Raw genomic sequence first — 20,025 nt, 5'->3', positions numbered from 1 at the left:
CTAACTTTGCCAGTGACAATAGGCGTTGTGTTAAGCATTCTCCTGGTTACCTTTCCTTTCTTTGCCCTCGTGCTGGCCGGCTATGTGGCCGCCCGGCGGCGCCTGTTGCCGCTCGAAGCCATTCCGGGGCTCAATGGGTTTGTGTTGTATTTCGCGCTCCCTTGCATGCTGTACCGCTTTGGCGCCAGCACGCCCATTGCACAGTTACTGGACGGCAGCCTGGTGCTGGTGTATCTGCTCTGCGCTGTGCTGATGGTGACCTTCACAATCGCGGTGACCCGCACCGGTCCCGCAGGCCGTATCGGTTGGAACGACGCCTCTTTCGGCGCGTTGGTAGCGGCTTTCCCCAACACCGGATTCATGGGCGTGCCGCTTCTGGTGGCCCTGCTGGGCGCCCAGGCGGCGGGCCCGGCGATTGTCACCATCACGGTGGACATGGTGATGACTTCGTCGCTGTGCATTGCGTTGTCGCGGCTTGACCGGGCGGACGAACACGGCGCCGCCAGGGCGGCACGCATGGCGTTTAAAGGGGTGGTGGCTAATCCGCTGCCCTGGTCGATTGTGTTGGGCACGCTCGCATCCGCCATTCACTTCGCGCTGCCAACGCCCCTTATGGGGACGGTCAGTCTGCTCGCCGATGCGGCTTCGCCGGTCGCGTTGTTCACCATTGGCGCGGTGCTGGCGCGCTCACAAATAAATAGTGTCACCCGAACGCCACTGGCCGACTATGTGCCAGTGGTGCTTATCAAACTGGTCGTTCACCCGCTGCTGGTGGGCAGCGTCGGGCTGGGCGCTATCGCGCTGGGTCTGCCGCTGGGCCGCTTCGCCCTAACCGTGGTGGTGCTGGTGGCCGCCTTGCCAAGCGCCAGCAATGTGGCCATGCTGGCTGAGCGCTTCGGTGCGGATAACGGGCGCATTGCGCGCATCATTTTGCTGTCGACCGTGCTCGCTTTTTTCAGCTTCTCGGCGGCGGTAGCCTGGTTGACTTAAGCGCGCCTTGCACAGCGGCAGGGAACTGGCTCTTGTTCTTGACAAGGCAAGTCCCGCCCATAGCGCCGGGATAAACCTTTGGACTTAACCCGCCGTCACACCTCTTGCCGCGTGGGCCGGAAAAGGATTTCATTCACATCAATATCGTCTGGCTGGCTCATGGCGTAAGCCACCGCTCTGGCGAAGGAATCGGCCGGTATGGCCGTTTCATAGATTTTTTTGACGCTCGCGGCAACATCTGCTTCCGTAATGCTGTTGGGGAGCTCTGTCGCCACTGCGCCCGGAGAAATGACAGTCGTGCGCAGGTTGTACGGTTTTACTTCCTGGCGCAAACCTTCGGACAGCGCCCTCACGGCGTGTTTAGTGGCTGCGTAGACGGCACTCCCGGGACGGACTTTATGGCCCGCGACAGAAGAAACATTAATGATGTGTCCTGATTTTTGTTGCTGCATATGGGGCAGTGCGGCCGCAATGCCGTACAACACGCCTTTGATGTTGACGTCAATCATGCGGTCCCAGTCCGCAATCTTCAAACGATCAAGGGGGGAGTGCGGCATCAATCCCGCGTTGTTGATCATGACGTCGATCCGACCGTAGGCGGCAACCGCTGCATCGACTAATTTCTTGACTTGCTCGCTCTGCGTCACGTCGGTCTGCACTGCCATTGCTTTTCTGCCGCTGTCCGTCAATTCTTTGGCGAGCGCCTGAATTCGCTCCAGACGTCGGGCGCCGAGCACTACTGTGGCGCCAAGCTGCGACAAATGACGTGCTGTCGCTTCGCCAAGGCCGCTGCTCGCGCCAGTGATGACAACGATTTTGCCTTCGATGTTATTGCCCATGGAAATCTCCAATTCAATAAAAATTGCGGTACCAAGCAGTCATTCGTGCCGTGGGGGCCTCGTCGAACGCATCGATCGCGGTTTAAGGAGCGACGATTCTAAGTAAGGCGGAGACCTGATGCACCCCCGGAACATGTGCCCACACCCCTTAAATGGCAATCGGATCCACATCAATCGCCCAGCGAATCAGGCTTTTGAACTCACCTTGCCGACGTGTTTCAAACAGTACCGGCTGCCATGCTGCCAGGAAACGCTGCAACGCCGTGCGCGAAGGACTCTCTATCAGCATTTGGGCGCGCTCAATATTGGCGACGCGCTGGATCGTCATGGGAACGGCCGGGTACAACGTCACCTGAGCTTGGCCGGGCAGCTGAAGCGGTTGCGCCAAGGTGACGGCGGCATTCAAAAATCCCTGGGCGACTTCCTGCGTTCGGGCCTCGGCGCGAAGCAGCGCGGAGAATCCGAACGGCGACAGGCCCGCAGCGTGGCGCTCAGCGAGTTGCTGCGCTGCGAAAGCCGGGTAATCGTGCTGTTTGAGGGCGGCGAACAGCGGATGATCAGGATGAAAAGTTTGGACCCACATTTCACTGGCTTCGCTCTGTCGCGCATCTCGGCCCGCCCGCCCGCCTGCCTGCATCAGCAAGCTGAACAAGCGCTCGGGTGCGCGAAAGTCGCTGGAGAATAGCGCCCCGTCGGGGTTGAGCGCCGCCACCAGCGTGATATGCCGAAAATCATGGCCTTTGGCAATCATTTGCGTACCAACCAGCACGTCGACCTCGCCGGCATGCACGCTCGCCAATTGCGACTCGAGCGCGCCCTTGAGCCGGGTGGTGTCGGCGTCGATGCGGAGGATGCGCGCGGCACTTCCGTCGGGCCGCAACACGCCCGTTAGCAGTTCAGCAAGATGTTCCTCCAGTCGTTCGGTGCCGCGACCGACCGGAGCGATGTCAAGGTTGCCGCAGTTCTGGCAGGCCCGCGGCACGCGTTCGGTGAAACCGCAATGGTGGCAGCGCAGGGTACGGTCGATTTTGTGAAACACGCGGTAGGCGCTGCAATGCGGACATTCGCTTTTCCAATCGCAATCGTGGCAGGCCAGCACGGGCGCGTAGCCGCGGCGGTTTAAAAAAATCAGCGATTGTTCGCCGCGCGCCACCCTTTCGGCCATGGCAGCCAGCAACGGCGGCGCGATGACGCTGTGTTTGGGCTGGTGATTCATGTCCACCCGCCTTACAGTCGGCAGTCGGCCAAGGTAGGCGCCGCCGTCCGCTTGATCCGAGCCGATACGATCGCTCATGGTGAGCCGCTGATAGCGGCCCGTGATCGTCGCCTGCCAGCTTTCCAGGGAAGGTGTGGCGGATCCCAGCAGTACCCGGCAGGCGCCGTGAGGCGGAGCGGCGACAGCAGCTTGCCCGGTTTCCAGTTGGGCGCGGTACACCGCCAGATCTCGCGCCGAATAACGGGCGCCCTCCTGCTGCTTGTAACTGGGATCGTGTTCTTCATCCACCACCAGCAACCTTAAATTGGGGAGAGAAGCCAACACCGCCATGCGCGTACCCAACACCAGCCGCGCATGGCCCGCGTGGGCGGCCAGCCAACTTTTAAGCCGCTGGGCGGGCGTCAGTCCGCTGTGCATCGCTACCACCCGTTCTTTGCCCAAGTGGGCGAAGCGGGCTTCGAAACGCGCTTGCAATTGCGGTGTGAGGTTGATCTCCGGCACCATCACCAGCACCTGTGCGCCCGGGTCTTGCGCCAGCACCTCGGCGGCAGCGCGCAGATAAACCTCGGTTTTGCCACTGCCGGTGGCACCAAACAATAAGGCGGGTCGCCTATCGGCATTAAATTCGGCGAGCGCCCTTGTCTGCTGGGCGCTAAGCGCTATCAAATTATTTATTTCCTGCATGCTGCTGGTATCCACCACAGGACGCTTCAGCCGGCGCGCCAGCTGGAGGCTGCTCAGTTCGCGCAACTGCGGCGGCAGCGCAGCCAGCGCCACCTCGCCCAAAGAGCGCTGGTAATAACTTGCCGTAAATGTTACAAGTTTTCGCCAGGTTGCGGAGAGGGGCGTCAGTCCATCCAGGACGCCGGCCAGAGGCCGGGCTTGCGTCTCAAGCAAGTCCCCAGCGTCTGGCAAGAGTTCCCAGACCACGCCAAGCACTTCTCGTTTACCCAGTGGGACGCGTACCAGCGTGCCGGGCGCTAGCGGTGACTCGCTCCGATAAGTCAGAGGTCCGGCGATGCCGCTGTGTGCCGGTGTGGCCACGACCACCCCTAGCCAGTAACTCATTTGGGGTACCCACTTATGGGTACTTCTTCAAAAACACATCCAATGAATGCGCTAAGTCGTTGATTTATCACCACTTTGAAGCTGTCAAGATTTTCTGTGGATAACTTTGTTGATAGCTTGGAAGATAGCGGATCAAAGCCTTGTAAATCAACGTTTTTCTTAAAATGCCTGAAAAAATGGCAGGTTAAAGTTCCTATATAAATCAACAACTTAGATGCGCTATTTCTTTGATAGCGCGGTATCGGCAGCCACTCCTGCCTTGCGGCACCGCAGCATGGAATTTGTGCATAAGTCCCAATGCAGGCGCCTGATTTTGTGCTAGTCATGCTTGAAATAGCCGCTGAATCGGCGGTTTCCTGGCGTGCGTGGAAGGTCTCAGGCCCGAGCCGTGCGCATCTTGCGAGAGTAAGTGTGCACTGCGCGAACCAGCACTTCGACGTTGTCGGGCGGGGTATGCTGGCTGATGCCGTGACCCAAGTTGAAAATATGGGTCGGCCCAGCCTGACTGGCATCCAGGTGAGGAGGGCCAAAGCTGTCCAGCACGCTGGCCACCTCCGCTTCAATTTGGGCCGGGCTGGCAAACAGCACGCTGGGGTCCAGATTGCCTTGGAGTGCCTTGGCATGAGGTCCTTGTTCGGCTACCCGTGCCCGCGCTTGAGCCAAATTGACAGTCCAGTCCAGACCCAGTACCTCGCAATCAAGCTGGCCCATGGCTTCCAGCCACGGCCCGCCGCCTTTGGTAAATACCAGTCGCGGGATTTTCACGCCGTTGTGCTCGCGTTTGAGCTGGCCTAGTACCCGGGCGGTATAGGCCAGGCTGAAGGTGTAAAACGCGGCATCGGCCAGCACGCCCCCCCAGCTGTCAAAAATCATGACTGCTTGGGCTCCGGCTTCAATCTGCGCGTTCAGGTAGGCGGCTACCGCGTCTGCGTTGATCGCCAGGATTTTGTGCAGCAGGTCGGGGCGCTGGTAGAGCATGGTTTTGACGAGGCGGTAGTCGTCAGATCCGGCACCTTCCACCATGTAGCAGGCCAACGTCCAGGGGCTGCCCGAAAAGCCGATCAGCGGCACGCGGCCGTTCAGTGCCTTGCGGATAGACGTGACCGCATCAAACACATAACGCAGTTTGTTCATGTCTGGCACCGCCAGACGGGCCACCGCTGCCTCGTCACGGACCGGGGTGGCAAAACGCGGGCCTTCACCCAACGCAAACGACAAGCCCAAACCCATGGCATCGGGCACGGTCAGAATGTCGCTGAATAAAATGGCGGCATCCAGCGGGTAGCGCTCCAGCGGCTGCAAGGTGACTTCAGTCGCGTAATCCGTGTTGGTGGCCAGCCCCATGAAGCTGCCGGCTTGGCCGCGGGTTGCGCGGTATTCCGGTAAATAGCGGCCAGCTTGTCGCATTAGCCAGACGGGGGTGTAGTCGGTTGACTGGCGCAGGCAGGCGCGGAGAAAAGTGTCGTTTTGAAGTGGTGCAAACATGGCTAGATTGTCTCAGGTGTGAGGTGCGCTTCGCCCGAAGTAGCTTTTCCGCGTGGGCCGCTATGCGCAGGACGGGTTCAGATTTACCATGGCATGGTTAGTTTTTGCTTGTCTTGTAAAGGGCGTCGCCATGCACATGAATGACCAGGAGTATTTTCGCAGCTGTATTGCCAAAGAGCGGCACTTGGCGCAACTGCTGGGGCATCACCACATCGAGGAATGTTATGAAAGTGCGGGAACGCTCTGGGACAACGCGCTGGCCTTGCCGCAGTGGACGCGCGATTGGCAGGCCTGTGGACCGCTGATGACCGAGTACGGCATCACGGTGACTTACGGCAACGGTCCCGAGCAGCCGGGCAATGGTTTTGCAAGCATAGGTACCACTACCGTTCATTTTTTAGACCATCCGAGTCGGGATCGCGCGGTGATGTACGGGATCGTCAAGGAGCTGATTTTTCGGCTGGAACACGGTAAGCGGCTCAAACCGTTGCCGGGTAGCACCCCCGCCTTAGCTTGACGTTTTCAAGAAGTGCTGCAGGAACTGGGGGCGTGGCCGGTTAGTTCGCTGCCACAGCATCGGCTTCGGGGTGTTTGAGGAGCAAGCGGTCGAGCGCATTAAGAGCCTCATAGGACTCCGCAAAGTCCGCGAACAATACCTCGTTGTTAGGGGCCGCGGCTTTCCCATGCCATTCGGCGCGAAACTGATCAAAGATTTCGCCAAAACTTTTCCGGCCGTCTATTAGGCCTAATATTTTGGCTCCATATTTGCCCGGGTTGACCATCAGCGACATCCTCGAGTGCTGGTGCTTCAGAATGAAGGGTTGACCTCGGTTGCTGCCAAAGACCTGCGCCGCCATTTCACCTGTCAGGGGTTCGTGGAAGAAAAAGGGCACGTATTCGGCATTTCCGTAAGGGGCAGTGCAGCTCGCATCCCGAGTGACATACAGTGAATGAGTAATGATGTTGCCAATCATGAGCTCAGCCATTTCATACTGCCGCCGGCGCGGCAATTGACGCAATGCGTTGGCCATGACAGGCGGTTTGTTGCCGAGCACCATGTGCGGCAAATAAGGCGAGCGCCCGCGCTGCACGTCAGTGAACGCCAAGTGCATCCCGTGCCCACTGTGCTGACCTTCTTTTGCGCCATCACCCAACCAGTCGAACAGTTCTCCAACTGAGTAAGAGCGGTCTTGCGAATGCAGCAGCAGATCGTAGATGCCGGCGTCACCGGCCTTGTGGTCATGCACCAAATCTTCGCTGCGCATAAACCAGTTGCTGGGTGGCAAACTGGCCAGCAAGTCGCGTGTATTGGCAAGCTTGTGCAGATCGTCAGTCTGCGTGCCGTTCACAAGACGCATCAGCGCCTGCATTTGATAAACACCGGTGCGGCCTGTGGTGGCATAGACCATCAAGCCAATAGCGCCGTCGTCCTTGAGAACGCTGCGCAGCGCCCTGAAACCCAGGTCTGGGTCGGCCAAGTGGTGCAGCACGCCGCTGCAGTTGATGTAGTCGAATTTACCCAAGCCCAGGGTGGGCAGGTTGAGCAGGGAGTCGTGGACCCAAGTGATGTTGGTCAGTCCGCGAATGTCGGCCCGCTCCTTGGCTAACGCGGTACTGGCTTCGCTCATGTCCAGATGCACCACTTCCGCGTTGGTGGTGCGCAACTGCTCGGCCAGAAAAATAGTGGCGTCGCCCGTCCCCGCTCCGGCCACCAGGGCCCTAAAGCCGTTTTGAAAAGACTGCTTTCCGGCAAAACAGTAGTGGTTAATCATGGGCAGGTCTTCCAACCATGTCAGCGCCAGACGCTTGCGATCGTCTTCCGGGTCGCGTGGCGGATAAGGCAAGGCCTCGTATTGGCTTCTGACTTGGGGAAGATAGTTAGGGGGCATGCGTGTCTTATGCAGAAAAAAGAGGCAGGGAAAAGAGGCAGAAAGGGGCGGCATCCGCCGCAGCGAATGCGGCGATGACGAGTACCTTAAACCTTAGGTGTACCTGGGTTTGGGCTGTTCGCGGGTAGCTGCGCGGGCGCTTGCAGCAGACCTTGCGACCACAGCACCCGGTGATCTATTTTGATGCAGTGGTCCTGCACCACCAGCAGGCCCGCCGCTTCGGCCTTGGTTGCCGCCGCTGCATTGGTAATGGCAAGCTGCATCCAGATCGCCTTGGCGCCGATGGCGATGGCCTCGTCGACGATGGGCGGAATGTCCTCGCTGTTACGAAAGCAGTTGACCAGATCAATCGTTTCGTGTCGCGCGGCTTCCAGTAGCGTGGCGTAAGCCTTTTCGCCAAGAACCTGGCCTTGCATCCCGGCAACGTTCGGGTTGATGGGAATGATGCGGTAACCGCTGGCCTGCATGTAGCGCGCCACATCAAAGCTGGCACGGTGAGGCTTGGGTGAAAGGCCGACCACCGCAATGGTGCGGCAGTGGTTGAGGATGTAGGGGATGCGCTCGGCGAGCGGTATCGGTTTCATAAGGCGCGGTTCCTTTTATTGCGTGTGGTCAGTGTCGAACACTCGCCCACGAAGCCCTCGACACGTCACAGCTTGGCCAACGCTGCCCTGACATCATCCACAGACAAAACTTCTGATAGCACCACCGGGGGTCGACCTGATTTGTACAGTACATACACCGGCACGCCACTGCGGCCCAACTGCGCCAGCGCCGCGGTCACCGCTGGGTCGCGGCGGGTCCAGTCAGCGCGCAGCAGCGCCACATTTTTTTCGTCCATGTCGGCCAGCACCGACGCGTTAGACAACGTGGTTTTCTTGTTGTACTGGCAGGTCACGCACCAAGCGGCAGTAAAGTCCACAAAAACGCTTTGCCCTTGTGCGGTCAGTTGGTCCACGCGGCCCGGCTCCCAGGCCTGCCATCTGCCGGAGGCTTCGGTCGTGGCGGAAGTAGTGACAGGTTTGATGACATTAGGACCGATAGCCCAGATTCCAACGACGCCGAGCGCTATGGAAAGCGTCGCGATCACCGTGCGGGACGGTCCCCGTAAGCCAAAGGCCCAAATCGCCATCGTCATCAGCACCAGTAGCGCAAGCAACGCGCCGGCGCCGTCTATTCCGCTTTGCTGACCCAGCACCCAGACTAGCCAGGCGACGGTGGCAAACATCGGAAACGCCATCAGTTGCTTGAACGTCACCATCCAGGCGCCGGGGCGCGGCAACGCTCGCGCTACGGCAGGCACCGCGCTTGCAGCCAGATAGGGCAGGGCCATGCCGATGCCGATCGTTCCAAACACCGCCAACGCCTGCAGCGCCGGCAGCCCGATGGCATACCCCAATGACGCCCCCATAAATGGCGCGGTGCAAGGCGCGGCAATGGCGGTGGCCAGCACGCCCGACAAAAACGCATTGATATTGGGATTTTTCGAATGCAGATTAGCCACTTTGCTGGGCAGGAAGCTGCCAAATTCAAAGAGTCCCGCCAAGTTGAGACCGAGCAGCGTGAATAAGGCCGCCAGCGAGGCCACCACGGCGGGGCTCTGCAGTTGAAAGCCCCAACCCAATTGCTCGCCTGCGGCGCGCAGGCCCAGCAGCAACGCACCCAGCGCCAAGAACGACAACACCACACCGGCGCTGTAAGCCAGCCCTGTCGCCAGACGCGTGGCTTGGGTTTTTATGTGGACAAAACCCACCACCTTGATGGCTAGAACGGGAAACACGCAGGGCATCAGATTCAGGATCATCCCGCCCAACAGCGCGCCAATCAACGCGGCCAGCAGTCCCAGGGGCGCTCCGCCGTTTTGTACCGGTGCGGAACCCACAGCCGCATTGGCTCGAAGGGCTGCTTCAAGTGCCGCAGGTACGACTGCGGCAGCCGCTACGGCGGGCCATTCGCCTTTGACCGGCGCTTCGATGCGGTAAGCCACCTGGTCGAACGAAACGACCACCGGGAGTTGGGTGGGACTTTCGGTACGTTGGCCGGACATCGGCAGCTGCGCTGTCCAAAGCGCGCCTTGCCAGGCTTGCTGCCAAGGCGCTGCCGGCTCGATCACGCTACCGGTTTCCGGGAACAAGGCCAGCGTTTTTCCTTGGAGAGCGGTCGGCAACCCTGCCAGCGACACCTTTAAAGCTTGGCCGCTGACCTCCACCTCGCTACTGCCCGGGGGGAGTGGTTTGGGAGTCGCGTCAAAAGTGGCCTGGAACGCCGCGCCGCTAAGCGCGGTCGAGCCTCTAACAGGAATACTGAGCGCAAATTCACCTTCTTGCGGGATGCACTCTTTTCGGCAGACCAGCCATGCGGCCTTGAGTTTGACATCGAGTTGCGAGGAACCCGAACCGCCGAAACCGGGCGCTATGGTGAGCGGCACCGGCAGTAACACGGTGTTGTCATAGCCATAGTTGGCCAAGGTTCCGATTGATATTTTTTTGGGTGTCGGCCAGGCAATTTCCCCGGCTGTGATGCCACTGGGCAACTGCCACTCCAGCTGGGTCGGAAGGCCTGAGTCCCCGGAATTTTTCCAGTAGGTGTGCCATTCAGGCTGGTGGGCGAGCTGCAACCCAAGCCAGACCGGCTTGCCTGCTTCTACACCCTCTGGCGCCCAGGCCAGGAGTTCAGCGCGCACCTGGTCGGTGGTGACAACCGAGCCTTTTGCGGGGGTAACGGCGGAACTGATAAGACCGCTTTGGGCGGAAGCGCCTGTTGAAAGGGCGCAAGCAGCTACCAAAAAGATAGCTGAAACCAGACGTTGGAAATTCATGATGAGGGTGTGAGCAGTGGACCGGGCTTTAGTTCCAGTGGCGCAGGAGACGCGCAGCGGTGCCCCGCATTGTGCGGCAGGCGAGGGAAGCAGATTCGAGTAAGCAAACGAGAGCAACAACTTAATCCTCGGCTGGCAGCAAAGACGATTGTGTAAACACCGCGGGCAGTTTCTTCGGGGCTTTGATGCGCAGCTGCTTGTTCACGTTTTCCCGGCCAAACACCACCTCAATGTCGGCCGTCACCACGCCAAAAAGGGGCGCCAAAAAACGAACCATGTGGTCAGTCGCCTTGCCTGCGACCGGTGCGGCGGTGACGCTGACTTTAAGTTGTGTTCCCTTGGGCTTTCCAATGACATTGCGTGCCGCGTTCGGCTTGCCCAGAATATTCACGACCAAGGTGTCGCCCTCCCAGGCAAAAAAGGAATCGCCGGTCGAATTTCTACGCGTCACCACAAACCAGGGTTGTTGTCATCGCTCGATAATACCGGTATGAACCGCGTTGCGTCCCAGATCACCCCTTGTCAGCCCGCCAGTAGCGGGCGCATTGTTCTGGCCACGCTCAACGCCAAGTACATTCACGCTTCGCTGGGTTTGCGCTACTTGCTGGCCAATATGGAGATGCATGGCGGTGTCGGTCTGCGCGCCCAGACGCAACTGCGCGAATTCGTCATCCAGCAGCGTCCCACGCAGATTGTGGAAGAGCTGCTGGCACTGGAGCCCGACGTCATTGGCCTCGGCATCTACATCTGGAACGTGGTGGAAACCACCCAAGTGGTGCGCCTGCTCAAAGCGCTGCGCCCGGACATCAAAGTGGTGCTGGGTGGACCCGAGGTCAGTCACGAAACCGCCGACCAGGAAATTTGTCGCCTGGCCGACCATGTCGTCACCGGCTGGGGTGACGTGAGCTTCCCCAAACTCTGCAGCGCACTGCTGAATGGCCCCAAGCCACTGATGAAAGTGATCGTTGGCGAGCAGCCCGCGTTGGCAGCGCTTGCCCTGCCCTACAGCGAGTACACCAACCAGGATCTTTCCAAGCGTCTGTTGTATGTTGAGGCTTCGCGCGGCTGTCCGTTCAAGTGCGAGTTCTGCCTGAGTTCGCTCGACAAAACGGCCTGGGCGTTTGATCTGGACCCGTTCATGGCCGCGATGGACGCGCTTTACCAGCGCGGCGCGCGCAACTTCAAGTTTGTGGACCGCACCTTCAATTTAAAAGTCGATCACTCGGTGCGCATCCTGCAGTTTTTTCTGGATCGCATGGCCGCCGATCTATTTGTTCATTTTGAAGTTGTACCCGATAGCCTGCCCGATCGGCTCAAACTGCTGATCGCGAAGTTCCCAGCCGGTTCGCTGCAGTTTGAAGTCGGCATCCAGACCTTCAACCCGGAAGTGCAAAAGCGCATTTCGCGCAAGCAGGACAACACCAAAACCGCCGACAACCTGCGCTGGCTGGTTCATGAAAGTCAGGCCCACGTGCATGCCGACCTGATTTTTGGTCTGCCCGGCGAAACGCTTGAGAGTTTTGCCCAGGGATTTGATCGCTTGTATCAACTGGCGCCCCACGAAATTCAGTTTGGCATTCTCAAGCGCCTGCGCGGCACGCCCATCACTCGGCATACCGCTGATTTTTCGATGGTCTACGACCCGCAGACGCCCTACACGATTTTGCAGAACTCGACGATTGACTTTGTCACCATGCAGCGCATCAACCGTTTCGCGCGCTATTGGGAAATGGTCGCCAACTCGGGGCGGTTCTCACAAGCGCTGTCTTTGCTGCTTCGGAGCAAGGACGATATGGCGGGTTCGGCGTTTTATCACTTCTTGACTTTTAGCGACTGGCTCTGGCGGGTCACCGGAAAAACGCATGAATTTGCACTCGAAAAACTGGTAGATTTGTTGTTTGAACACCTCACCGCCATGCGCGGGTTGCTCGCGGACGAGGTGAGCACCGCCTTGCTGGCTGATTACCGCGCCAGTGGTGCGCGCGGCAAACCAAACTGTCTGGCTAGGGTGCTGAGTGCAGACCGAATCGACTCACCTGGAACGAATGAAAAACGCCATGCTGAACGGCAGGGTCGCCATGTGAGGCAACAGCAAGGAGAGAACGGTCAGGCGGCGTTGCAAGTTCACCGCGAGGCGATCAAGCGAGCGGCGGCGGCCGCATGAAAAGCCTTTAAGCCGTTGGCCCCAAAATACTCATATGAAATCGATTCCTTCCACGCCTGCCGCCACACCTCGTTTTTGGGCCGACCTGAAAAGTCCCGACTTCGCGCGCCTCGACTTGACCCGCTGCATCGCGGTGTTGCCGGTAGCTGCGATCGAGCAGCACGGCCCTCATCTCCCGCTCAATGTGGATGCCACATTGGTCGACGGCGTGATTGCGAGCGCATTGCCGCTTCTGTCGCCCGGCCTGCCGGTGCTGTTTTTGCCCACGCAATCGGTCGGTTTGAGCCCCGAGCACGCGCGCTTTGCAGGCACGCTCACGCTCAAGGCCGACACGCTGATCAGGCTCTGGACCGAGCTGGCCGAATCCGTGGCGCACAGTGGCATCAAAAAACTCGTGTTGCTGAATTCCCATGGTGGCCAGGTTGGCCTGCTGGACGTGGTGGCGCGCGACCTCCGGGCACGGCTCGATATGTTGGTGTACAGCGTGAACTGGTTCAACCTGCCGCTCAGTGACGGGAAGGGGGATTCCGTGGGCGACCGATTCAGCGCCGACGAACACCGCTTCGGCATTCACGCCGGAGAGATTGAAACCTCGATGATGCTGGCCCTCAAACCGGAGCAGGTCGACATGACGCAGGCCCAAGATTTTCATTCCACCTCACAAGACAGAGCGCAAACATTCGGTATTCTGGGCGATGGCCGGAGTGCCAAGCTAGGCTGGCAAATGCAGGATTACAACCCGCAAGGCGCAGTCGGCAATGCCGCTGCGGCTACGGTAGACAAGGGGCGCGCGCTGCTGGACGCCGCTGGCCGCAGCTTGGCCCAACTGCTGGCCGAAATCGACCAGTTACCTGCCAGCACCTTGCGCAACCAGACGGCGTTTTGAAATGCAGGCTCAGACGCCCTGACCGACGCAGTAAAACGCTGACAAGTCCCGGTGAGGTTCACTGACAGATACGGCCGGGCCGGGCGCGGATGATGCAGGGTGCAAAAGTATTTATGCGTCGTCAGTACGCCATAAGTTTTCAAAAGGATTTTTCATGCAGTCACCAGCTTTCTTTGTCAAATATTGGAGTACGTCCGTGCTTTGCCTGGGTGTGGTTGGCGGCCTGGCTGCCTGCAGCGACACCGCGATGCTGCCACCGGAGGCGGGCATGGGCGCCCATCCCACCTTGCCTCTGCCCAAGACGAGCCTGATTCCCACGGTGAACATAGCCCCCGCCAAGGGTTGGCCTGACGGTGTGATGCCGACGCCCCAGGCGGGGCTGGAAGTCATGCCGCTCGCGGTTGGCCTGGAGCATCCGCGCTGGGTCTATGTCCTTCCCAATGGTGACGTCCTGGTGGCAGAAAGCAACGCGCCCCCTAAGCCTGAGGACGGTCGGGGCGTCAAGGGCATGGTCATGAGATGGGTGATGAAAGGAGCCGGTGCCGGTGTGCCTTCTGCCAATCGCATCACACTGCTGCGCGACGTTAACGGCGACGGTAAAACAGTGACCCGAAGCGTGTTTTTGGAAAACCTGAGCTCTCCCTTCGGCATGGCATTGGTAGGCAATGATTTGTATGTAGCCAATACCGACTCGGTGGTTCGCTTCCCCTACCAAACCGGGCAAACGACGATCGACGCGCCGCCGGTCAAGGTGGTGGATCTGCCGGGTGGGCCGATCAACCACCACTGGACTAAAAACCTGATTGCCAGCCCGGATGGCTCAAAGCTTTATGTAACGGTCGGCTCCAACAGCAACGCGGGCGAACGAGGCGTTGAGGCGGAAGTTGGTCGTGCTGCGATTTGGGAAGTCGATCCCAAAACCGGTAGTCACCGCGTGTTTGCGTCTGGCCTGCGCAATCCGAACGGGATGGGGTGGGCGCCGGAAGGCGGCGCCCTCTGGACGGTCGTCAATGAGCGCGACGAGATTGGCAGCGACCTGGTACCCGACTACCTGACCTCCGTAAAGGACGGCGCGTTTTACGGTTGGCCATACAGCTACTACGGCCAACACGTCGACGATCGCGTCAAACCTCCGCGGCCTGATCTGGTGGCGAAATCCCTGTCACCCGACTACGCGCTGGGCTCCCACGTCGCGCCTTTGGGGATGGCTTTCTCGGACGGAAACGCTCTGCCTCCCTCCTTATCAAACGGCGCGTTTGTAGGTGAGCATGGCTCGTGGAACCGCGTGCCGCACAGCGGCTACAAGGTCGTGTTTGTGCCTTTTTCTAAAGGCCAGCCGGTCGGTCTACCCGTGGACGTACTGACAGGTTTTCTGAGTGCCGAAGGCTATGCCTACGGCCGGCCAGTGGGCGTGGCGATCGACAAGCGCGGCGCGCTGCTTGTGGCCGACGACGTGGGCAATGTGATCTGGCGCGTCAGCGGCAGCGCTGCAAAATAGGCGTTGCGGGACCGCGCCAGGTGGCATCAGTCAGCCGGCAATACCATGTCGGCGCTGCCCGGGCAGACCCAGCGGGGGTATTCGCGAGAGGCGTCTATGCAGCCGCCCGACTGGTACACCCCTTGGGGCTCTCTCAGGCGCAGCATGAGTTCCAGAATCTTCGCTAATTCGATCGGGTCAGCCATCGAGGCCTGGACGAGTGCCTTGACGATATCTTCATCAATGCGCAATTCACCGCCCGCATCGACATAGGTCGCGTGGCGCCAATGAAACAGCTCAAGGCATTTAGCGGTCAAGGTGTAGGGTCGCTCGCGTTGCCAGAAATTGGTGAACAGCCCGCCTCCCAGATAAAACACCCAGGAGCCCTCATAGCCGGAGACGTCGGAAGAGTGCGCATCCGGGTTACGAAACCACAGACGATCACCCGGCACGTAATATTTGGGCGGCAGCGGGGCTTCCATCGAACCGTATTCGCGCAAAAATACGTCATGAAACTGTCCCGACATGATGGCGCGGTGTTCCCACTGGCGCTGCAAGCCTTCCAGTAGAACCGGGTTGCAGTGCGCGAGCTCTTGCGCAATCGCCAGCAAAATCACGTACTCCGTGGCGCGGTAGCAGGAAAACGAGTACAGCTTGCCTGAGGATTCTGGCTGAGTGGCTTTTTGCAGGGCGGCGATCAATGAATGGCCGGGTCGTACGGTGAAGCCCCTTCCCTTGGCGTAGGTCCAGCAATCCTCCGGTCGATCAAGCTCGGTGGTGTGAAAAGCCAGCGACGTCTTGCGTGCGGCCACCACGATGTTGCGGCGTATGCGTACGCTGGCGGCCAGCTCGGCATGACTCGGAAACTCGAACGCCACCGGGCTCAGCAGCATGGCGAGCAAAATTTCCCGCTCCAGATCGTCCAACCGGCGCTCCGTGTTCAACCGCAGCCGAGCCGTCAAAGTGGTGGTGTCGCCACCGGGCGCCCAGCTTTGCGCGAGGTCGTCGCGCAGGTGAAAGCTCTTTTCGACGTCGCCTATCGGGACTTCAAGCCCTTCCGCCGTTTCAACATTTGGCGTGAGACCGAGCCGCTCCAGCTGCGCCAGGAAGCTGTGGCTCGCCGCCGTCAGCGCGTCGGTTGATACGGTGCGTAGGCGAATGCCGCCCGTGCGGGAGCGTGTGCGGTGAATGGCGGTCATGGTGCCGCAGAGTATCTTTGTTTGTGGCCGATTCTGCAAGTCAGGGCAGCGCTTGCCTCAGGCGTAGGTCACCCATTTTGCGTACTCGGGCGCGTCCAGATGCGGCAGCGTGTTGTAGGTTACCAGCCTGTGGCGCTTTGGGGTAAACGCAAATTCTGTCACCGAGCTGTTGCGGATGCCCATGTTCAGCTCAATGGTCGCTTCCGGGCTGGTATTGAGCACCTGACCGACGGCGGTGGAGATCGGCCCGCCACTGGAGACGATCAGCACATTGCCGTCATAGCTGGTGCGTACGTGGTCCAGCGCACTGGTGACTCCCGCTACAAAATCGGTATAGCTCGGCATTCCATGGGGGCTGACCACGCCGGCCATCCACTGGGCCAGACCATCCTTCAGCAGGCGGAAGTGGTGCCGGTACATCTCGGGCGCGTTCGCTTTTTCCAGTTTGTGGGGATGGACTGAGGCGATCACCGCTTCACTGTCGTATTCGTTGAGCCCAGGCCAGGACAGCGCGTCCAGCGTGGTGTCCATGCCCTGACATATTCCGGCGAAAGTTTGAATCTGCCTATTGAGCGAGCCCGTCAGCGCCGCGTCGAAGCTTACGCCTTTGTATTTGAAGTATTCGCCGAGGCGGACACTTTGCTCTCGCCCTGTGCTGCTCAGGACGTCATAGTCATTGGCGCCAAACGAAGCCTGGCCGTGGCGTACTAAATAAAGAATTCCCATTCGGCGAATTTAGACCATATGGTCCGACGGCTCTTGTCACTCGGGCGACGCGTCAGGAAGGGCTCAATGCGACAGCGCGGTCGGCCGTGCGGGTGCCAGCGCGGTGCGCAAGACTGCCAGCTCTTGCGCCGATTCATCGAGCCGAGGCAGCGAGAGGTAGCGCAGGCAGCAGACGCGGAGAAACGATGTGAAGTTGGGGTTGTCTTCACGCAGGGCGGTCAGTTCCTCGTACAAGGTCGCGATCATCTGGTTGGTGGTCTTGCCTTCGCGGCTGGCGATCTCTGCCAGCACGTCCCAAAACAGGTTCTCCAGCCGGATCGTGGTGACCACGTTATTGATCCTCAGAGAACGCGTTCGCGCTTCATACTGGATCGGGTCGGCATGCACATAGACATAACACATGGTGGATTCCTTGACGGACTAGTCGGGCTGGAACGCGTGGTCAAAAAAAGGCTGAGGTGGCAGCGCCTGTCGCCGCCACCTCAGCTCGGAGCATGCCTCAAATTGTTTTCTCTGTCATTTGACGGGTGATGTAGTCGGCCTGCCGAATCGCGAGACTTACGATGGTCAGCGTTGGGTTTTCGGCACCGCCGGTGGTGAACTGGCTGCCGTCCGAGATAAACAGGTTATTGATGTCATGCGTCTGTCCCCACTTGTTGCAGACGCCGTCTGCTGCATTGGCGCTCATCCGGCAGGTACCCAGATTGTGGGTGGAGGGGTAGGGCGGCGTGCGGAAGGTCCTGATTGCGCCGGCCGCTTGGTAGACCCGCTCACCTTGCGTAAAGGCGTGGTCGCGCATGGCAAGGTCGTTGTCGTGATCGTCATAGTGCACATTCGGCACGGCATTGCCCCATTTGTCCTTGACTGCCGCATTCAGTGTCACGCGGTTGGTTTCGCGCGGCATGTCTTCGCCGACTATCCACATGCCGGCCAAGTTCGTGTAGCGATCCATCCACCAACTGAAGTCCGTCCCCCAGCCACCCGGGTTCAGGAACGCGGCCATGAACGGCACGCCCAGCGACACCGTTTCCATCTCGTAGCCGCCGACAAAGCCGCGCCGGGTGTCGTGCCCCGCTTCATCGCGAATGATGCCGGCCATGGTGGTGCCGCGGTACATATGCACCGGGTCCTTGAAGGCACCATATACCGTGCCGGTCAGGTGACGCATGTAGTTGCGGCCAACCTGGCCCGAAGAATTGGCCAGACCGTTCGGAAACTGCGGAGAGGCCGACAGCAGCAGCAGCCGCGGCGTTTCGATCGAGTTGCCGGCGACGCAGACCACGCGGGCTTTCTGGCGTTGCTCTTTGCCGTCTTTGTCGAAGTAAACCACGCCACTTACTTTGCCGCTGGCATTGTGCTCGATGCGCGAGACATGCGATTCGGGCCGCAGGTCGAGGTTGCCGGTCGCCTCGGCCTTGGGAATTTCAACGTACAGTGTGGACCATTTGGCGCCGGACTTGCAGCCTTGAAAACAGAACCCTAACTGCATACAGCGACCGCGGTCATCGCGCGGCTCACTGTTGATCGCCATGTTCCCGGTGTGCACTTCTTTGTAGCCCAGCTTTGTGGCACCCGCATACAAAACTTTGAAATTGTTATTGCCTGGCAGGCCCGGAATGCCATTGGTGCGGGTCACGCCCATCTTGTTTTCGGCTTTGGCGTAGTAGGGCTCCAACTCCTGCAGCGTGATGGGCCAGTCCAACAGATTGGTGCCCTTGAGCTCGCCATAATGGGTTTTGGCTCTGAATTCGTGCTCCTGCAGGCGAAGCGAGGCACCGGCCCAGTGCGTGGTGGTGCCGCCCACGGTTTTGCAAATCCAGGTGGGCAGATTTGGGAAGTCTTTGGCAACCCGCCAGTTGCCCGATGTGGTCCGGTTGTCGAGCCACGCCAGCTGGCTGAAGGATTTCCATTCGTCGTTAATGTAGGTGGCCTGCGACTGCATCGCACCGGCTTCCAGTACGACGACCTTGACGCCTTTGGTGCACAGCTCGTGGGCCAGCGTTCCGCCCCCTGCACCTGAGCCGATGATCACGACAACACTGTCGTCGCTGTTCTCAATTTTTGCCATGGTAGTGTCCTGGTGGGAAATGTGTGGGGAAACTGGGTGGAGGAGGGTTCAGCCGAACCACGGTGGCGGGCTGGCCTCTTTTGTCGGCTCAGCCAACCACTTGATATCCTGAAAGCCACGCGTGATGTAGCCGCCTTTTTCCCAGGACGAGCCGGGGTACCCGAAAACGGCGAAGGCCATGTCGTTGTCGTAGAGCGAGGTCACGCATTTGCCACGCACAGCCGCAAAAAACGGCGTGCCTTCGAGTGACTTGACGGCCGCGAGTTGCCGGGCAGCGGACGCTTTGGGGAAATCGCCTCCGGCGGCTTTATTGAGATCTGCTATGCCGGTATGCATCAGCGCGGCGGTCGCGCTGTCTTTTGTCGCGGCATCATCCAGATCCTTGGCAAGCAACGCGTACACGGCATCCGGCAGTTTGCTGTGCGGATACAGGACACGGCCCATCTTCATGAGCGTGGTGCCTTCGGCGCTGTTCAGTGTTTTGAGTTCCACGGCCCAGGCGCGCGAAGGGGCCAGCGCGCTCAAGAGGCTGCCAGTGGCCAGGGTGCCCAACAGAAACCCGCTGCCGCGCAACAGACTTCGGCGCGTCAGCGGCAGCTTCAGTTTGGGCACCTCTCCACTGTCTTCACTGCAGCTGCCAGATACGGCAGGGTTACCCCCTAGATTCAGGGTAATGGGTATGACTTTCATGGTTGTCTCCTGTGCTTGGTTTGAATCTATGGCGTGATACGTAAGGTGAGGCGTGCCAGAGCCTTAAGGGTTCACTGGTAATGACCGAGACGTTCGAGTACCTCCACTTTGTAGCCATCGGGATCTTGAATAAAAAAGTAGCGTGCGATCAGCGAGTCGTCGTCGGCCTTGAATTCCTTGATGTCCAGCGGGTGGTAGCCAAGGCCGAGCAGGCGGTCACGGTCAGACACGACATCTGGCACGCACACGCCAATGTGGCCATAGCCGTCGCCGTGGGTGTAAGGCTCGGTATGGCCGCGGTTCCAGGTGAGTTCGATCTCGGCGTCGTTTTCTGCATTGCGCAGGTACACCAGCGAGAAGCTTGGGAAATCCAGACGGTGAGCGGGTTGCAGGGCAAAGCAGTCCGCGTAAAACTTCAGTGACTGGTCCAAGTCCATCACGCGGATCATGCTGTGGATAATTTTTGACATTCAGGCCTTGTGAAAAACATGTATTCACTCTATGCGCTGA

The 20,025-nt window shown here is 59.5% G+C and carries 18 protein-coding genes; 5 read left to right on the top strand and 13 right to left on the bottom strand.

Annotated features, from left to right (window positions below; translation table 11 throughout):
* Window positions 1-27: 27 nt before the first annotated feature.
* Window positions 28-990: an AEC family transporter gene (locus tag HHJ16_RS04330; RefSeq protein WP_293641022.1), complete on the top strand. Its 963-nt coding sequence runs from the start codon at window positions 28-30 to the stop codon at window positions 988-990.
* Between the two features lie 95 nt (window positions 991-1,085).
* On the opposite strand, the gene HHJ16_RS04325 is transcribed toward HHJ16_RS04330, so the two are convergent.
* The 3 genes from HHJ16_RS04325 to hemE form a co-directional block, all read right to left on the bottom strand.
* Window positions 1,086-1,829: an SDR family oxidoreductase gene (locus HHJ16_RS04325; protein WP_293641020.1), complete on the bottom strand. Its 744-nt coding sequence runs from the start codon at window positions 1,827-1,829 to the stop codon at window positions 1,086-1,088.
* A gap of 148 nt (window positions 1,830-1,977) precedes the next feature.
* On the bottom strand, window positions 1,978-4,113 hold the full coding sequence (priA, locus tag HHJ16_RS04320) for a primosomal protein N' (RefSeq protein WP_293641018.1): 2,136 nt from the start codon (window positions 4,111-4,113) through the stop codon (window positions 1,978-1,980).
* A 375-nt stretch (window positions 4,114-4,488) separates the two neighbouring features.
* Window positions 4,489-5,598, bottom strand: a complete 1,110-nt coding sequence (gene hemE / locus HHJ16_RS04315) for a uroporphyrinogen decarboxylase (RefSeq protein ID WP_293641016.1) — start codon at window positions 5,596-5,598, stop codon at window positions 4,489-4,491.
* Window positions 5,599-5,686: 88 nt separating this feature from the next.
* Here hemE and HHJ16_RS04310 point away from each other — a divergent pair, with 88 nt between their 5' ends.
* Window positions 5,687-6,115, top strand: coding sequence for an aminoacyl-tRNA synthetase (locus HHJ16_RS04310; protein ID WP_293641014.1), 429 nt, complete (start codon window positions 5,687-5,689; stop codon window positions 6,113-6,115).
* 40 nt (window positions 6,116-6,155) lie between these two features.
* Here HHJ16_RS04310 and HHJ16_RS04305 read toward each other — a convergent pair whose 3' ends face one another.
* The 4 genes from HHJ16_RS04305 to HHJ16_RS04290 all read right to left on the bottom strand — a co-directional run bounded on the left by HHJ16_RS04305 (window position 6,156) and on the right by HHJ16_RS04290 (window position 10,756).
* The gene (locus HHJ16_RS04305; protein WP_293641013.1) at window positions 6,156-7,487 is read right to left on the bottom strand and encodes a class I SAM-dependent methyltransferase; all 1,332 of its coding nucleotides are present in this window, start codon (window positions 7,485-7,487) and stop codon (window positions 6,156-6,158) included.
* Between the two features lie 86 nt (window positions 7,488-7,573).
* Window positions 7,574-8,071, bottom strand: a complete 498-nt coding sequence (locus HHJ16_RS04300; protein WP_293641012.1) for a CoA-binding protein — start codon at window positions 8,069-8,071, stop codon at window positions 7,574-7,576.
* Window positions 8,072-8,136: 65 nt separating this feature from the next.
* Window positions 8,137-10,305: a thioredoxin family protein gene (locus HHJ16_RS04295; RefSeq protein WP_293641010.1), complete on the bottom strand. Its 2,169-nt coding sequence runs from the start codon at window positions 10,303-10,305 to the stop codon at window positions 8,137-8,139.
* A gap of 121 nt (window positions 10,306-10,426) precedes the next feature.
* Window positions 10,427-10,756 (bottom strand): DUF167 family protein, encoded by a 330-nt coding sequence (locus HHJ16_RS04290; protein WP_293641007.1) that lies wholly within the window; start codon window positions 10,754-10,756, stop codon window positions 10,427-10,429.
* 39 nt (window positions 10,757-10,795) lie between these two features.
* On the opposite strand from HHJ16_RS04290, the gene HHJ16_RS04285 reads away from it, so the two are divergent.
* From HHJ16_RS04285 to HHJ16_RS04275, 3 genes are all read left to right on the top strand, one after another.
* On the top strand, window positions 10,796-12,469 hold the full coding sequence (locus HHJ16_RS04285; protein ID WP_293641004.1) for a B12-binding domain-containing radical SAM protein: 1,674 nt from the start codon (window positions 10,796-10,798) through the stop codon (window positions 12,467-12,469).
* Window positions 12,470-12,503: 34 nt separating this feature from the next.
* Window positions 12,504-13,355 carry a creatininase family protein gene (locus HHJ16_RS04280; RefSeq protein ID WP_293641002.1) on the top strand — a complete coding sequence of 284 codons (852 nt, stop codon included), beginning with the start codon at window positions 12,504-12,506 and terminating at the stop codon, window positions 13,353-13,355.
* Window positions 13,356-13,509: 154 nt separating this feature from the next.
* The gene (locus HHJ16_RS04275) at window positions 13,510-14,853 is read left to right on the top strand and encodes a sorbosone dehydrogenase family protein (protein WP_293641000.1); all 1,344 of its coding nucleotides are present in this window, start codon (window positions 13,510-13,512) and stop codon (window positions 14,851-14,853) included.
* 26 nt (window positions 14,854-14,879) lie between these two features.
* On the opposite strand, the gene HHJ16_RS04270 is transcribed toward HHJ16_RS04275, so the two are convergent.
* The 6 genes from HHJ16_RS04270 to HHJ16_RS04245 all read right to left on the bottom strand — a co-directional run bounded on the left by HHJ16_RS04270 (window position 14,880) and on the right by HHJ16_RS04245 (window position 19,985).
* The gene (locus HHJ16_RS04270; RefSeq protein ID WP_293640998.1) at window positions 14,880-16,031 is read right to left on the bottom strand and encodes a hypothetical protein; all 1,152 of its coding nucleotides are present in this window, start codon (window positions 16,029-16,031) and stop codon (window positions 14,880-14,882) included.
* A 57-nt stretch (window positions 16,032-16,088) separates the two neighbouring features.
* The gene (locus tag HHJ16_RS04265) at window positions 16,089-16,757 is read right to left on the bottom strand and encodes a histidine phosphatase family protein (protein ID WP_293640996.1); all 669 of its coding nucleotides are present in this window, start codon (window positions 16,755-16,757) and stop codon (window positions 16,089-16,091) included.
* Window positions 16,758-16,820: 63 nt separating this feature from the next.
* Window positions 16,821-17,159: a ribbon-helix-helix domain-containing protein gene (locus HHJ16_RS04260; RefSeq protein ID WP_293640994.1), complete on the bottom strand. Its 339-nt coding sequence runs from the start codon at window positions 17,157-17,159 to the stop codon at window positions 16,821-16,823.
* 97 nt (window positions 17,160-17,256) lie between these two features.
* Window positions 17,257-18,825: a GMC family oxidoreductase gene (locus HHJ16_RS04255; RefSeq protein ID WP_293640992.1), complete on the bottom strand. Its 1,569-nt coding sequence runs from the start codon at window positions 18,823-18,825 to the stop codon at window positions 17,257-17,259.
* A 48-nt stretch (window positions 18,826-18,873) separates the two neighbouring features.
* The gene (locus HHJ16_RS04250) at window positions 18,874-19,515 is read right to left on the bottom strand and encodes a tat (twin-arginine translocation) pathway signal sequence (protein ID WP_293640990.1); all 642 of its coding nucleotides are present in this window, start codon (window positions 19,513-19,515) and stop codon (window positions 18,874-18,876) included.
* A 71-nt stretch (window positions 19,516-19,586) separates the two neighbouring features.
* A complete protein-coding gene (locus tag HHJ16_RS04245; protein WP_293640988.1) occupies window positions 19,587-19,985 on the bottom strand; it encodes a VOC family protein in 399 nt (132 codons plus the stop codon).
* Between the last annotated feature and the right edge of the window lie 40 nt (window positions 19,986-20,025).

Source organism: Polaromonas sp., assembly GCF_012927485.1.
Taxonomy (GTDB): Bacteria; Pseudomonadota; Gammaproteobacteria; order Burkholderiales; family Burkholderiaceae_C; genus Polaromonas.
This window is presented reverse-complemented; position numbering and strand designations above follow the sequence as displayed.